Source organism: Labilibaculum antarcticum, from assembly GCF_002356295.1.
Classification (GTDB): Bacteria; Bacteroidota; Bacteroidia; order Bacteroidales; family Marinifilaceae; genus Labilibaculum; species Labilibaculum antarcticum.
Genome location: NZ_AP018042.1, coordinates 2,381,164 through 2,396,671, shown reverse-complemented (window position 1 = coordinate 2,396,671; position 15,508 = coordinate 2,381,164). Strand labels below are relative to the sequence as shown.

The window sequence follows — 15,508 nt, the reverse complement described above, 5'->3', positions numbered from 1 at the left end:
TAATATCATAGACATATCGAAAAATTAAAGCAAAAATAACATTGAAAAGATTCAATGATGAACCCCGCACTCAGAAGTATTAGGGTAATTAGTATTGCTCGGCTTTGGTGTCACCACCTTTACACCTGCAACCTATCAACGTCGTAGTCTCCAACGACCCTTAAAGGAAATCTCATCTTGAGGTAGGCTTCGTGCTTAGATGCTTTCAGCACTTATCCCTTCCGAACGTAGCTACTCTGCAATGCAGCTGGCGCCACAACAGATGCACTAGAGGTTCGTCCAACCCGGTCCTCTCGTACTAGAGTCAGATCCTCTCAAATTTCCAACGCCCACAACAGATAGGGACCGAACTGTCTCACGACGTTCTGAACCCAGCTCGCGTGCCACTTTAATGGGCGAACAGCCCAACCCTTGGGACCTTCTCCAGCCCCAGGATGTGACGAGCCGACATCGAGGTGCCAAACCGCTCCGTCGATATGAGCTCTTGGGAGCGATCAGCCTGTTATCCCCGGCGTACCTTTTATCCTTTGAGCGATGGCCCTTCCATACGGAACCACCGGATCACTATGCTCTACTTTCGTACCTGATCGACTTGTCTGTCTCACAGTCAAGCACCCTTGTGCCATTGCACTCTACACACGATTACCAAACGTGTTGAGGGTACCTTTAGAAGCCTCCGTTACTCTTTTGGAGGCGACCACCCCAGTCAAACTACCCACCACACACTGTCCGTCGTTAGACGTTAGACTCCAGATAAGCAAAGGGACGTATTTCAAGGTTGACTCCACAACCCCTAGCGAGGCCGCTTCGTAGTCTCCGTCCTATCCTACACATTACTTACCCAAAATCAATGTGAAGCTGCAGTAAAGGTGCACGGGGTCTTTCCGTCCCGTTGCGGGTAATCGGCATCTTCACCGATACTACAATTTCACCGAGCTCATGGCTGAGACAGTGCCCAGATCGTTACACCATTCGTGCAGGTCGGAACTTACCCGACAAGGAATTTCGCTACCTTAGGACCGTTATAGTTACGGCCGCCGTTTACTGGGGCTTCATTTCAATGCTTCGCCGAAACTAACATCTCCACTTAACCTTCCAGCACCGGGCAGGTGTCAGGCCTTATACTTCAACTTTCGTTTTTGCAAAGCCATGTGTTTTTGATAAACAGTCGCCTGGGCCATTTCACTGCGGCTCTCATCGCTGAGAGCGTCCTTTCTCCCGAAGTTACAGGACTATTTTGCCGAGTTCCTTAGCCATGAATCACTCGAGCGCCTTAGTATACTCTACTTGACTACCTGTGTCGGTTTGAGGTACGAGCAGCACCAACCTGAAGCTTAGAGGTTTTTCTTGGAAGTAAAATTAGGCACACTATCTGCGCTGCCGTAGCATTGCAGTACTATCGACTTTCAGCTCAAGATGCGGATTTGCCTACATCTCTCATCACGTACGGTCTTCAACGAACTATTCCGTCAGTTCGCGGTGCTTTCATCTCTTCGTCACCCCATCGCAGTTGGCGCCGGTACAGGAATATTAACCTGTTGTCCATCGAGTTCGCCCTTCGGCTACCCCTTAGGTCCCGACTAACCCTGATCCGATTAGCGTTGATCAGGAAACCTTAGTCTATTGGCGTGCGGGTTTCTCACCCGCATTATCGTTACTTATGCCTACATTTGCTTTTCTAGAAGCTCCACAATGCATTACCACACTGCTTCTGCGCCGCTAGAATGCTCCCCTACCAGTTAGAATAAATTCTAAATCCATAGCTTCGGTAGTATGTTTTATGCCCGATTATCATCCATGCAAGATCGCTCGACTAGTGAGCTGTTACGCACTCTTTAAATGAATGGCTGCTTCCAAGCCAACATCCTAGCTGTCAATGCAATCTCACCTCGTTAGTTCAACTTAACATACATTTGGGGACCTTAGCTGATGGTCTGGGTTCTTTCCCTCTCGTCCATGGACCTTAGCACCCATGGGCTCACTGCCAGATATAAGTTATAGCATTCGGAGTTTGTCTGGATTTGATAGGCGGTGAAGCCCTCGCATCCAATCAGTAGCTCTACCTCTATAACTCTCGACTCTGACGCTGCACCTAAATGCATTTCGGGGAGTACGAGCTATTTCTCAGTTTGATTGGCCTTTCACCCCTACCCACAGTTCATCCCAAGACTTTTCAACGTCAACGGGTTGGGCCCTCCACTCTGGATTAACAGAGCTTCAGCCTGACCATGGGTAGATCACCAAGTTTCGCGTCTACCCCCACTAACTTTACGCCCTATTCAGACTCGCTTTCGCTTCGACTACGCACCTGAAGTGCTTAATCTCGCTAGTGAGGAGTAACTCGTAGGCTCATTATGCAAAAGGCACGCCGTCACTACACAAGGTAGCTCCGACCGCTTGTAAGCGTATGGTTTCAGGTACTATTTCACTCCTCTATTCGAGGTGCTTTTCACCTTTCCCTCACGGTACTTGTTCACTATCGGTCTCTCAGGAGTATTTAGCCTTACCGGATGGTCCCGGCAGATTCACACAGAATTTCTCGTGTTCCGCGCTACTCAGGATACTGCTAGATTCATTTTGCTTTCGTGTACGGGATTATCACCCTCTGTGATTTGTCTTTCCAAACAATTCCACTTCACGCCACTTCTCATATCGCAGTCCTACAACCCCTACATTGCCGAAACAATATAGGTTTGGGCTGATCCCCGTTCGATCGCCACTACTAGGGGAATCACTTTTGTTTTCTTCTCCTCCGGGTACTTAGATGTTTCAGTTCTCCGGGTTTGCTTCCCTTGCGGGATATCTATAAATAGATGGGTTGCCCCATTCGGAAATTCACGGGTCAAAGGTTATTTGCACCTCTCCATGACTTATCGCAGCTTATCACGTCCTTCATCGCCTCTGAGAGCCAAGGCATCCGCCATACGCTCTTAATTACTTCTTATTGTGTTAACAAAAATAAATCTCGTTACCGAAATTCATCTATGTCTCTTTACTTGTTACTTCTACTTTAATTTTGTTTCAATATGTCAAAGAACTTTAAATACACCATAGTATTTGTGTGGAGAATATCGGAGTCGAACCGATGACCTCCTGCGTGCAAGGCAGGCGCTCTAGCCAACTGAGCTAATCCCCCATATCGTTTCACTTCAATTAATAATGAATAATTAACAATTAATAATAAAATATTACCAATTATTAATTTATAATTACCAATTAAATAGTAGTCCTGCGCAGATTTGAACTGCGGACCCCTACATTATCAGTGTAGTGCTCTAACCAACTGAGCTACAGGACTAAATACCTATCAGCTTAGCGGTGAAAACACCCTAACGCTATGGGTTATGGTATAAATAAATTAATGAAAACAGTCAGTTAGGAAATACAGATAAAACCATTATCTGAATTACAATATCTATATACAATACTTCCAATCTCTAGAAAGGAGGTGTTCCAGCCACACCTTCCGGTACGGCTACCTTGTTACGACTTAGCCCCAGTTACCAATTTTACCCTAGGACGCTCCTTGCGGTTACGTACTTCAGGTCCCCTCGGCTTCCATGGCTTGACGGGCGGTGTGTACAAGGCCCGGGAACGTATTCACCGTAGCGTTGCTGATCTACGATTACTAGCGAATCCAACTTCACGGAGTCGAGTTGCAGACTCCGATCCGAACTGAGACCAGCTTTAGAGATTAGCATCCAGTCACCTGGTAGCAGCCCTTTGTACTGGCCATTGTAACACGTGTGTAGCCCTGGACGTAAGGGCCGTGCTGATTTGACGTCATCCCCACCTTCCTCTCACCTTACGGTGGCAGTCTCGCTAGAGTCCTCAGCTTAACCTGTTAGCAACTAACGATAGGGGTTGCGCTCGTTATGGGACTTAACCCGACACCTCACGGCACGAGCTGACGACAACCATGCAGCACCTTGTAAATTGCTCCGAAGAGAAGACCTATTTCTAAGCCGGTCAATCTACATTTAAGTCCAGGTAAGGTTCCTCGCGTATCATCGAATTAAACCACATGTTCCTCCGCTTGTGCGGGCCCCCGTCAATTCCTTTGAGTTTCATTCTTGCGAACGTACTCCCCAGGTGGATTACTTAATGCTTTCGCTCAGTCACGCACGGTGTATTGTGCACAACGAGTAATCATCGTTTACGGCGTGGACTACCAGGGTATCTAATCCTGTTCGCTCCCCACGCTTTCGTCCATCAGCGTCAATGTTAGTTTAGTGAGCTGCCTTCGCAATCGGTGTTCTACGTTATATCTATGCATTTCACCGCTACATAACGTATTCCGCCCACCTCAACTAAATTCAAGACTTTCAGTATCAATGGCAGTTCCAGAGTTGAGCTCTGGGATTTCACCACTGACTTAAAAGCCCGCCTACGGACCCTTTAAACCCAATAAATCCGGATAACGCTTGGATCCTCCGTATTACCGCGGCTGCTGGCACGGAGTTAGCCGATCCTTATTCTTACAGTACCTTCAGTTCACTACACGTAGCAAAGTTTATTCCTGTAAAAAAGCAGTTTACAACCCATAGGGCCGTCATCCTGCACGCGACATGGCTGGTTCAGGCTTGCGCCCATTGACCAATATTCCTCACTGCTGCCTCCCGTAGGAGTCTGGTCCGTGTCTCAGTACCAGTGTGGGGGACTATCCTCTCAGACCCCCTAAGCATCATAGTCTTGGTGAGCCGTTACCTCACCAACAAACTAATGCTACGCATGCCCATCTTTTACCTCCGAAGATTTAATATTTAAACCATGCGATTCAAATATATTATGCGGTATTAATCCAAATTTCTTTGGGCTATTCCCCAGTAAAAGGTAGGTTGCATACGCGTTACTCACCCGTGCGCCGGTCTCTAAGTAGCAAGCTACTTATACCCCTCGACTTGCATGTGTTAGGCCTGTCGCTAGCGTTCATCCTGAGCCAGGATCAAACTCTTCGTTGTAAAAAAACTTTTATTATAATTCTGCTCATGGATGTATTGAAGTTATCGTAATTTTTATTGACAAGGTTTTATTCTTGTATTTACCTAACTTGTTGTTTTCAATATTTTCAAAGAACTTGGGTCGAAAGTTTTCAGCCGAAGCTGTCCCTCTCTGTTCTAAATAATCTTCTTGTAAAAGACAGTCGTTACTGTCTCTAAAAGCGAGTGCAAATATAAGGAATTAAATCCTACAACTGCAAATCTTTTTTCACTTTTATTTTCAAGCTAATTTCACTCTCAAACCCTTTGTTTCCTAGTGGCTCAGTGAGTTCGTTAACTCTTAAAGCGGGTGCAAAGATAATCGATTTAAATCAACATATCCTAATCCCAAAGCAAAAAAATTTCAAAAAAAATAAACTCCGGTTTTTGTGAGATAAAAATTACTCCTCAAATCACTCAAACCCTTGCACACCTTCCGTTGAAAGCGGTGCAAAGATAAACGATTATTTTCCCCACTTCCAAATGCTTTTTGAAACTATTTGGAAACATTAGCTTAACTATCTGGTAACCTGATTGCATATTTTTAATATAAACTCAGAGTGGAAAAACACCCTGGTATTTTCCTCTCAAAACAATGACTTTCTTCTCCTGGAAATGAAAACACTTTACTCTTTGAAATAAAGATAGAGCTTGTATTTGTAATGCCGTATGAAGTATTATTCCTAATAATTGAAACAACAAAACTTGAAATGTCGTGCGTTAAGGATTGAAGAGGATACCCCACAGCGCTGAATAAAATCATTTGATAGGCTGAAAGAGGAAGGTTAATTAATTTACCTGATACTATATATTAGTAGAGTAAAGCGAGGAGTAGGAACGGAAAGCCTGACCCGAATTTATGAGGGAAACGCCCTAAGCTAAAAAAAAAACCTTCCCGAGATGAGAAGGCTTGCTATATTATTGATCTTTTTGAGATTCTTTATTGTCTCGTTTCATTTGCCAGGGGAATTCGTTGCCATGTTCTGCTCCAAACTCTTTGGCGGTGAGTTCGTCAATTTTCATACGGTATACTTCTACATTACGAACGGCTGGAGTATTGTAGGTAAATTTGTGATCGGTATAATTGGCCATGGTAAGGTTTAAGGCATCTACCTTTTGATCCATATCGATGACAAATTCGATAGCACCGCGTGCAACCACACTTTTTGCCTTCATGCGATAGCTGCACGCCATGTGGGCATCCTGAAAGGCTAACTCAGGAGGTGTGCAAAAAGTAATACATGCTTCGGCATTCAATTTCAAACAATCAATCAGTTTTCCAAAGCCTGCTCCATGTAAATAAATGTAATTATCGTGAAAGCCAAAGTTCATTGGTATAACATATGGCTTATTTTCAGGATCAATTACTCCCAAAAAACAGGTATCGCATGAGTTAATGATTTCGTCGATTTGTACTTTGGATTCAATAAATATGGTCTTCATTTATATAATTTTAATAGATTCTATGATATGGTTCGATTTCCCAGTTCTTTTGAAATGGCATTTTTAATTTGATCCAACACCATTTTTTGCTTCATTAGCTCCATCATTCGATCGGAATTACCGGTGTCCTGAGCTTTCTGCATTTCCTGCATTACATCTTTCATTAAAAGACGAACCTTTTTTCCTTTGTATTCATTCACCAATTTAGGAACAATTAAAACCAACTTCTCTTCCTCGGTTTCAATAACGCTTTCCTTGCGAGTCCATAAACCACTTAGTTGATGGGGTTCACTTAGGATATCAGCAGCTAACTGGTTCACTTTTTCGTTGGAGTGATCGCGAAAGAATGTTTTTGCATTGAAAGTTTCCTTTTCCATGTTTTCACCATATTGATCGAATACCAATTGATACAATGGATTAATAGATTCCAATTCATCATTGGTCAACTCAGCGATAATATACTGTCCTACTAATAATTTCTCCTCATTTCCAGCTTCATCTTTTTGGCTAAACAGAATTTCAGAACCAAAATTAAGCAAGGTACGAACCAATGCCCGTTCTTCCCCATCGCATTCATTGGCCGAACGAAGAAATGCTGAATTATCTGGTAACTTCTCCCGCTCCTGATCTGAAGGTAAGTTAGATCTCTGTTCGTTCTTCCAGGAATCTGCTTTTACTTTATGAATTATTTTATTGATTTCGGTATACAATACTCTTTCATCAACGTTTAGAATATTACTACATTCTCTCACATAAACTGCCCGAATAATACCATCGGGAATTATTGCAATGGAATGAACGATTTCAATAATAAGATTGGCCCGCTTCACCGGATCGTCTTTTGCGTCTTTTAAAAGCAGATTGGTTTTGAATACAATAAAATCGCTTTCGTTTTTTTCGATGTATTCCATTAATTCACTAGCACCCATGGTTCGCGAAAAAGAATCAGGATCCTCGCCTTGTGGCAACAGCAGAACTTTTACATTTACTTCTTGTTCCAACACCAAATCGATTCCGCGAAGAGAGGCTTTAATACCTGCCGCATCGCCATCGTATATAATAGTAATGTTATTGGTGAATCTTTTAATCAGGCGAATTTGATCGGCAGTTAGTGCGGTTCCTGATGAAGCAACAACATTTTCGATTCCTGCCTGGTGGAATGAAAGTACATCGGTATATCCCTCTACCAAGAAACATTTTTCGTTTTGAACAATGGATTTCTTAGCCTGAAAAATACCGTACAATATTCGGCTTTTGGAATAGACTTCGGATTCTGGTGAATTCAGATACTTGGCGGACTTCTTATCGTTCTTAAGAATTCTTCCTCCAAATGCCTGAACCCGGCCTGCTATACCATGAATTGGAAAAATCACTCTGCCACGAAAGCGATCGAGTAATCGGTTTTCTTTTTCGATACTTAATCCGGTTGTTACCAGGTATTCTTTTTTGAAACCGCATTCTTGAGCATGATTCGAAAATGCATCCCATCCTTCCAAACAATAACCAACCTGAAATTTCTTAATTATTTCGTCACGAAATCCACGTTCCCGCATGTATCCCATCCCAATGGCGATACCTTGCGAATTCTCATGTAAATTCTCAGTGAATGATTTTTGTGCAAAAGAATTCACAATCATCATGCTCTCGCGATCGTTCTTTTTCTTTTCCTGTTCGGGCGAAAGTTCTTTTTCAACCACTTCGATGTGGTATTTATTTGCCAGATATTTTAATGCACCAACGTAATCGAGATGCTCGTGTTCCATAATAAAGTTCACAGGATTCCCACCTTTTCCGCAACCAAAGCACTTGTAAATGCCTTTGGCAGGAGAAACGGTAAAGGATGGTGACTTTTCGTTATGAAAAGGGCACAATCCCAAGAAATTAACGCCTCTTTTTTTAAGAGTCACGAAATCGGAAACTACTTCGGAAATTTCAGCAGAATCGAATATTCGTGCAACTGTTGACTGATCAATCATACCAACAAAAATAGGAAACAAGATTGATATAAATCGAAAGATTCGCAGATTTTAAAAATTCTAAATTATAACAAGACATAAAAACAGCTCATTATAAATATTTTGGGAGATCAGTACTATTAGAAACAACAAAACGTTCTATTTTTTGATGGACATAATTAAATTGATTAATTTCAATTAATAAATTTTCTTTTGACGCAAAAATAGAGAAATGCGAATCGTATTGTTGGAAAAAAAATTAAGACTATGAAAACGATAATTGTAACAATATTAATCTGTTTTGCAGGCTTCACTCTATATTCTCAGGCACATCTGCCAACTGCATCTGATTACACCAGATTTTATAAAACCAAAACCCTGGTAGTTTTGGAGGATAAGCTGTTTTCTGATTTTAATGACAAGATAAAAGAAGCGGTTAAACAAAACTGGACTCTTACCGAGTATGAATTTATTTCAAACGCAGAATTTCAAAAGCAACGATTCGATCCTAAGTATTCATTTTTAGTAACAAGCATTGTTACTTTTAATAAAGACAAAACCAAAGCCAAGTATAATTTCTTAAGTCTAGTTTTGGGTGGACAGGCAAAACAAATTGGAGATATGCCCGATCTTTGTTCCATTCCCTTATCGTATGTTCAGGTTGATGAAAAAAATTACATTTATAAACTAACGGCTTTGGTTCAATTTATGCAAAACCATATTGCATTGGTGAGTGCAAACCCACAAATTATTTCGGAAAATGTTCTTAGATATTACAATAAAAACAATGCGGAGACTAAAGACAAAACTATTTATGTACTAAAGAACGAGTTGGAATACGACATTAACTCTTTAGAAAAAATAAGAAACGTATATCCTGGGAAAGTAAAATTGGTAGAAGTTGAAGAAATAGAGAACGCAATTAAAAATAAGGACACTAATGTGATTTTTTTGCATAAGGTTGGTCCTGAGAACACAAAGAACAAAGCCCGATGCTTTAAAATACTAATTGGTGCAGGCGACGCAATGTTTTATTATTTCGATTACCATATGGTAAAAGGAAAGCAAACTGACAGTTTTTTACTGAGTGACTTTAGAAAATTAGCAAGGTAAATTTCGAATATAATCCCTCATTTTATATTTAAGCGTAAAAATACTAGAACTGATAATTTTGAACAGTCTAATTTTAGGATTAAATTGGGTCGAAAAGCGATATTTACGATATGAAAAAGTTGGTTGTTTTAAGTGGAGCTGGCATGAGTGCTGAAAGTGGTATCCTAACTTTTCGGGATATGGGCGGCTTTTGGAAGCAATACGATGTTATGGAAGTTGCGAGCCCTACTGCATGGGAAAAAAATCCTAATTTAGTGCACCAATTTTACAACGAACGCCGTAAACAGTTGTTTGATTGTTTACCGAACAAAGGTCATTTGCTTATTGCTGAACTGGAAAAATACTTTGAGCTTAAAATTGTAAGTCAAAATGTTGATGACTTGCACGAACGTGCGGGCAGTTCAAATGTATTGCATTTGCATGGTGAATTAAAAAAAGCACGTAGCACATGTGATCCTGAATTAATTTATGAATTGGATCATTGGGAACTCACATTAAATGATACCTGTGAAAAAGGTTCCCCATTAAGGCCTCACATTGTGTGGTTTGGTGAAAGTGTTCCAGCTATTAGCGAAGCTGCATCTATTGTATCTGAAGCCGATGTGTTCCTGATTATAGGTACATCATTAAATGTGTATCCGGCTGCCGGTTTAATCGATTATATTCCTGATGAAACTCCTGTTTATGTCATTGATCCTAATCAGCCAGCATTGCACTCAAGCAAAAATATTACTTATATTAGAGAAAAAGCAAGTGTTGGAATGGAAAAACTATTCGAACTTCTTACATTAAAAAACGTTGTGTTATGAAAAGACAGATGCTATTACTATTATTCGGACTATTAGTTTTGACTTCTTGTAATCATTATGAATCGAAAGTACCAATTTCCTCTTCGGACAATTCTGTTATCGAAAAGGCTTTATTAGGAGAGTGGATTTTAACTTCCGAAAATAAGAAAGATGACACATCGGGTTATCTTGAAGTGCTTCCTTTTAATGATACAGAATACCTTGTTCAATTAAAAGAAATTAAAGATTCTACTCAATATATCGAATCCATTATCAACATTCGTATGTTTTCGTCGGAGATAAATAAAGATATTTATTTGAATTTACAGTTTGTTGGTTCCGACAGCGAAAAAGACTTTATGATTTATCGCTTCAAATCTATTTCCGGGAATCGTTATAAGGTCTTCTTTCTATCAAAAGATCTATTTAGCAAGACTTTTACAAATTCATTAAGCTTCCAGAAATACATTGAAAACCACCCTAAAGAATTTGAAAAAGCTTTTGAAGTAGAAGGGGTTATCGAACGAAAAATAAAATAAAAGATCAGCGGGAAAGTAAAAGGGTATCCAATTTGGATACCCTTTTTATGATGTTGTATAAAGATCTGAATTTGCCTAGATGTCTTCATATGTCTCTTCACCGTTCATTGTGGTGAAATCTCGTGATGCCTTCAGAAGATTACCTGAGTAAAGCACAAGGTTCTTAGTTTCATTAATGATACCTAAATATAGAACAGAATTTCTGGTTCCTACTTTTTCAGCCTTAATTCTTCTAATTTGCTCTTTTCTATACTTGCGTAAAGATTTCAATAAATCTTCCTGTTTAGAGAATGCACGCTCGATTTGATCCAACTCATAGTTATTGTCCTTTAACAAGCGATTAATCGTCTTAAAGAAATCTTCCAGCTTAGCATGAATAGTATTTAACTCTTCAATTTGCTCGGGAACCAATGATTTGTGATTGTTATCCACATATTCGAAAACAGGTTCGGCTATAAAATTAATAGAGTGAGCAATTTCCCGAAGATAATCAATCAGCTGTACATAGAATGGACCCGTTGAGATACTGTCTTCGGTTAATTTTTGAACAACCAAAGGCACTTGATCCTTTAATGATTTAGCTTCTTTGTCGAGTTTTCTTACCTTTTTTAGAGATTCTTTTAGTGTATCCCGTTCTTCAAAGGCCAATCCGTTCACAATTTTAGCATATACTTTAGGTATTTTAATTGTCACAACGGCTACTGCATGAGTAAGTTGTTCTAGTAATTCACCTTTAATAATGATTGAAGCATCTTCATCATCAGCTTCCATCATTTTTTCCAGATTTTGAGATTTGCGATTATGAAATACGTGAGAACGTACAACAAAAATGATAGCCATAGTCAACAACCCAGCAATTGCATATCCTCCTAACCAGTTAATTAAACTAGCGAATACAAATGCTGCGGTAAAAGCACTAAAGGCTGTGAAAAACCAACCTCCAATTACGGTAAGTACTCCAGTAATACGATATACGGCTGAATCTCTATCCCAAGCTCTATCTGAAAGTGAGGATCCCATAGCTACCATGAAAGTTACATAAGTGGTTGACAATGGTAATTTTAATGAGGTTCCAATAGAAATTAAGATACTTGCTACCGTAAGATTTACCGAAGCACGAATCATATCGAAAGCAGGTACATCTTTTTTATCTATTCCAACAGGAGCAGGAGCCTTCTCAAATCGTTTCTGAATACCTTCTTGAAACTTAACAGGTAAAATATTTTTAAAGCTACTATTTGCAGACAAAGAACGTCGAACCAAAAGACGGGCAAAAAATGAAGATCCAAATTTTTCCACTCCTTCATTTTGACTACTCAATCCGATTTCTGTTTCGGTAACATTTCGGGCTTTTTTAGAAAACCACAACGTAATTGTCATTATTAAACCAGCAATGATCAGCAAGTAGGTTTCTGTTTTTACTTTGTCGCTTAGTATCTCCATCGTCATTCCATAAGGATCCGTTCCCGGAGTAGCTATAAATGCCTGGAAAGATTTAAATCCCGCCAAAGGAACACCAATAAAGTTTACTAAATCGTTACCCGCAAAAGCCATTGCCAAAGCAAAGGTTCCTACCAGAACAATTACTTTTAAAATGTTTAAACGAACAAACCACACCAAAGCTTGCAGAATTACAGTCCATCCTACAAAACAAACCAGAATAATGGTTAATGTATTGTCTTTGATCCAGCTAAGAGTTTCTTTCGAGATAAAAGAAGAACCTTTCGCTCCTTTAATTAAAATGAAATAGGTAATTGCAGTAATTGCAAATCCACCAAAAATGGCTCCGAAATACTTGAAAGTTTTATCAAACTTATAAGTGAAAATCAGGCGACTAATATACTGTACGAGAGATCCGGATAAGAATGCTATTACAACACTCAGCAGAATACCCGTAATAATCGCTAACGCCTTAGCAGAATTGATGTAACTTCCCAAATCAAGCATTGTTTGATCGGAAGAGTTCATGATTTTCACCATAGCCACAGCCACAGCAGCACCTAGTAATTCGAATACAATCGATACGGTTGTTGATGTTGGCAAACCAATGGTATTGTAGAAATCCAACAGAATAATATCTGTCAGCATAACTGCAATAAAAATAATCATGATTTCTGCAAAGTAGAATTGATCAGGGTGAAATATCCCTTTACGGGCTACTTCCATCATTCCACTAGAGAAGGTTGCTCCAACCAAAATTCCAAGACTGGCAATTGTCATAATCACCCAACGTGGGGCTGCCTTAGAACCAAATGCAGAGTTTAGGAAATTCACGGCATCATTACTAACCCCAACAATAAGGTCAGAAATAGCCAGCGCGAAAAGCACTACTACAATAATTAAATAAAAGTTCTCCATGATATTAAGTTCGTAAATTCTTCGCAAACATACTAACACATGGAGACCCTAATATTTCGGAAACATTATCTTTGTGTTAAGTTAATGTTAAAATTTTATTTCGTTTCGGATATGTTCAGCTTTACCAGATAATCCGCAGTAGCTTCATTTAGTGCCATTGGAACATTATTTATCACACATGTTCTTATTAAAGTTTGAATATCATGTTCATGACCGTGTGGTGTTTCAGCATCAATTAAAAAGATTACTTCGTCTACTTTTCCTTCCAATATTTGAGCAGCTAGAAGAATATCACCACCATTAGGACCATGACCAAAACCTTTAACTTCAAGATCTAAAACTGAATTAAGTAATTCTGATGTATTCGTAGTACCAATTAACTTGTGTTTTTTTAGCTCATCTCTATGTCTTTTAACCCAAGCAAGCATTACACTCTTCTTTTCATTGTGAGCAACCAAAGCGATTGTCTTCATAAATTTATTTTTTAATTGATTAGTAATTTAATATATTTCACAAAAGTATGACTTGATAATCTTTTTAAGATTCAATAGCTCATACTTTTCTTCGTGTTTCACTATAATATTTGTGTTATATTTAAACGATGTAAACCAATACTCAACTTGGATGAATCGATCCATCGCAATTGAAAGAACAAATAAACAAAGTATTATTGAAATCATTAATAAAATTGTAAATTTGTTACTATAATATTAATCCTAGCCTTATGAGAAGATATATTAAAATTGTATTTATTGTTTCACTTATTCTTTCGGTTGGAGTATCGTCGTGTAAAGATGAAGCAATAACTCCTGTAAAAAAAGAAGTAACTGAAAAAGTGAAACCCAAGAAAGAGACTGCAAAGCCTAAACCAAAGGCAGAAACTGTTGCAAAGAAGAAACTAGAACCAGTGGTTGAACAGGTACCCAACAAATATTTCTTAATTGTAGCTAGCTTTCAAAATATAGGCTATGCCGATCGCTTACAGCAGAAATTAACTAAAGAGGGTTATAACTCTGAAGTATTTGATGCCGCAAATGGGTTTCACAGAGTTTCTTACAAAGCTTTTTCAGATCGAAATAGTGCTTTTCAAGAACTAAAATCAGAAAGAGCATCTGAAAAGACTAAAGAACATTGGCTTTATATTAAACGATGATTTGAAACTCAAACTCGAAATGGTAAAATTTAACTTCTTTTTAATTCTTGTATTTCTTCTTTTTTCCGGATGTAAAGATAAAAAAACAGTAACTCCGGTTGAAAAGGGTAATATTGCTGAACAGACAGTAAAAAAATCGGTTCCAGAATTAACACCAGCACCGGAAAAACCAGAACCAAAACTGACAACCGAACAAATTGCAGAAAGTAGAAATTCATTTGATTATCACATTGTAGCCGCTAGTTACAATAATATAACTCAAGCGAACAATTTTAAGAATAGATTGTACAAGAAAGGATATCCAAGTCTTGTTCTGGAACAAAAAGGAAAGTTCCGGGTTGTAATGCAGTCATTCAATAAAAAAGAAACTGCACTAAAAGAATTGATTCGATTACGAAAATTGAATAAAACACCTGATTTATGGTTGTTGCATCAGTAAGTTAAATTTGCATCAGCAACAAACATGAACAAATTGTTACTAAACCCACAATAAAACCTGCGTAAACCTGAGATGGAGTATGCAGGTTTAATTTTAATCGGGAATAGCCAATTAAGCCAGCAAAAATAATTCCTATCATAAATACGAATTTTAAAGAACTGGAGTAAAGAATTGTAAATGCTATTAGCATTCCCAAAAAACCACCAATACCTGCCATGTGCAAACTAATTTTCCACTTTAGTGAGATAAGAGTAACAATAAATATGGAGATAATTGCTGCGAGTTGCAGGTGAGCAATTATTTTGGTAATTGGAAATTTAAGCAACATGTAATAGCCCAAAAAGTAGAATATAATTGTTAAAACCAAGGGAAGGAGTCTCTCCTGGCGTTTTTCCAATCCAATATCAGAAATTAGATTCTGGTTCTTCAGTAAAGGCAAAATACTAATGGGTAGTAATATGGTCGAAATTGCCACAATCATATAAATTACGCGTACCAACTGATGGGGTGTAAAGTCGAGGTAGGTTCCTGAGTGAAATATTACAAATACTGAAATTAGTGGCATTAGCATTGGATGCGCTACCCCTGATATTATTCGAGAAAAATTCATTTTATATTTTATGAGATTTGAGATTAAAGATTTCTGATGTTCTAAGTAAACTTTAAATACTTGTTCATTCACACCATTAATCTTCTCATCTGTTGGTAAAATAAAAGTGCAAAGATAATTCTCCTTGCACT

The 15,508-nt window shown here is 38.8% G+C and carries 10 protein-coding genes, 2 tRNA genes and 2 rRNA genes; 5 read left to right on the top strand and 9 right to left on the bottom strand.

Features of this window, described 5'->3' with window-relative positions; all coding sequences use genetic code 11:
- Positions 1 to 68: 68 nt before the first annotated feature.
- The 6 genes from ALGA_RS09460 to dnaG form a co-directional block, all read right to left on the bottom strand.
- A 23S ribosomal RNA gene (locus ALGA_RS09460) occupies positions 69 to 2,944 on the bottom strand.
- A 118-nt stretch (positions 2,945 to 3,062) separates the two neighbouring features.
- Positions 3,063 to 3,136, bottom strand: a tRNA-Ala gene (locus ALGA_RS09455).
- A gap of 88 nt (positions 3,137 to 3,224) precedes the next feature.
- Positions 3,225 to 3,298 (bottom strand) — tRNA-Ile (locus tag ALGA_RS09450).
- Positions 3,299 to 3,441: 143 nt separating this feature from the next.
- Positions 3,442 to 4,961, bottom strand: a 16S ribosomal RNA gene (locus tag ALGA_RS09445).
- Together the 16S and 23S rRNA genes with 2 tRNA genes alongside form the textbook arrangement of a ribosomal RNA operon.
- A 936-nt stretch (positions 4,962 to 5,897) precedes the next feature.
- Entirely contained in the window at positions 5,898 to 6,422 is a 525-nt protein-coding gene (locus ALGA_RS09440) for a pyridoxamine 5'-phosphate oxidase family protein (RefSeq protein WP_096429085.1), read from the bottom strand.
- Positions 6,423 to 6,442: 20 nt separating this feature from the next.
- Positions 6,443 to 8,398, bottom strand: a complete 1,956-nt coding sequence (gene dnaG / locus ALGA_RS09435) for a DNA primase (protein WP_096433558.1) — start codon at positions 8,396 to 8,398, stop codon at positions 6,443 to 6,445.
- A gap of 246 nt (positions 8,399 to 8,644) precedes the next feature.
- Here dnaG and ALGA_RS09430 point away from each other — a divergent pair, with 246 nt between their 5' ends.
- The 3 genes from ALGA_RS09430 (at position 8,645) to ALGA_RS09420 (ending at position 10,817) form a co-directional block, all read left to right on the top strand.
- Positions 8,645 to 9,490: a hypothetical protein gene (locus ALGA_RS09430; RefSeq protein WP_096429084.1), complete on the top strand. Its 846-nt coding sequence runs from the start codon at positions 8,645 to 8,647 to the stop codon at positions 9,488 to 9,490.
- A gap of 110 nt (positions 9,491 to 9,600) precedes the next feature.
- Positions 9,601 to 10,299: an SIR2 family NAD-dependent protein deacylase gene (locus ALGA_RS09425; RefSeq protein WP_096429083.1), complete on the top strand. Its 699-nt coding sequence runs from the start codon at positions 9,601 to 9,603 to the stop codon at positions 10,297 to 10,299.
- Complete coding sequence (locus tag ALGA_RS09420; RefSeq protein WP_096429082.1) at positions 10,296 to 10,817, top strand: hypothetical protein; 522 nt, start codon at positions 10,296 to 10,298, stop codon at positions 10,815 to 10,817. The genes ALGA_RS09425 and ALGA_RS09420 overlap by 4 nt, the downstream gene beginning before the upstream one ends.
- 75 nt (positions 10,818 to 10,892) lie before the next feature.
- On the opposite strand, the gene ALGA_RS09415 is transcribed toward ALGA_RS09420, so the two are convergent.
- Positions 10,893 to 13,175: an inorganic phosphate transporter gene (locus ALGA_RS09415; protein WP_096429081.1), complete on the bottom strand. Its 2,283-nt coding sequence runs from the start codon at positions 13,173 to 13,175 to the stop codon at positions 10,893 to 10,895.
- A 95-nt stretch (positions 13,176 to 13,270) separates the two neighbouring features.
- Entirely contained in the window at positions 13,271 to 13,648 is a 378-nt protein-coding gene (locus ALGA_RS09410) for a methylglyoxal synthase (protein WP_096429080.1), read from the bottom strand.
- Positions 13,649 to 13,899: 251 nt separating this feature from the next.
- Here ALGA_RS09410 and ALGA_RS09405 point away from each other — a divergent pair, with 251 nt between their 5' ends.
- Positions 13,900 to 14,328 (top strand): SPOR domain-containing protein, encoded by a 429-nt coding sequence (locus ALGA_RS09405; RefSeq protein ID WP_096429079.1) that lies wholly within the window; start codon positions 13,900 to 13,902, stop codon positions 14,326 to 14,328.
- Positions 14,329 to 14,347: 19 nt separating this feature from the next.
- Positions 14,348 to 14,767, top strand: coding sequence for an SPOR domain-containing protein (locus ALGA_RS09400; protein ID WP_096429078.1), 420 nt, complete (start codon positions 14,348 to 14,350; stop codon positions 14,765 to 14,767).
- A gap of 1 nt (position 14,768) precedes the next feature.
- Here the strand turns inward: ALGA_RS09400 and ALGA_RS09395 are convergent, their stop codons facing one another.
- Positions 14,769 to 15,377 (bottom strand): phosphatase PAP2 family protein, encoded by a 609-nt coding sequence (locus tag ALGA_RS09395; RefSeq protein WP_096429077.1) that lies wholly within the window; start codon positions 15,375 to 15,377, stop codon positions 14,769 to 14,771.
- Between the last annotated feature and the right edge of the window lie 131 nt (positions 15,378 to 15,508).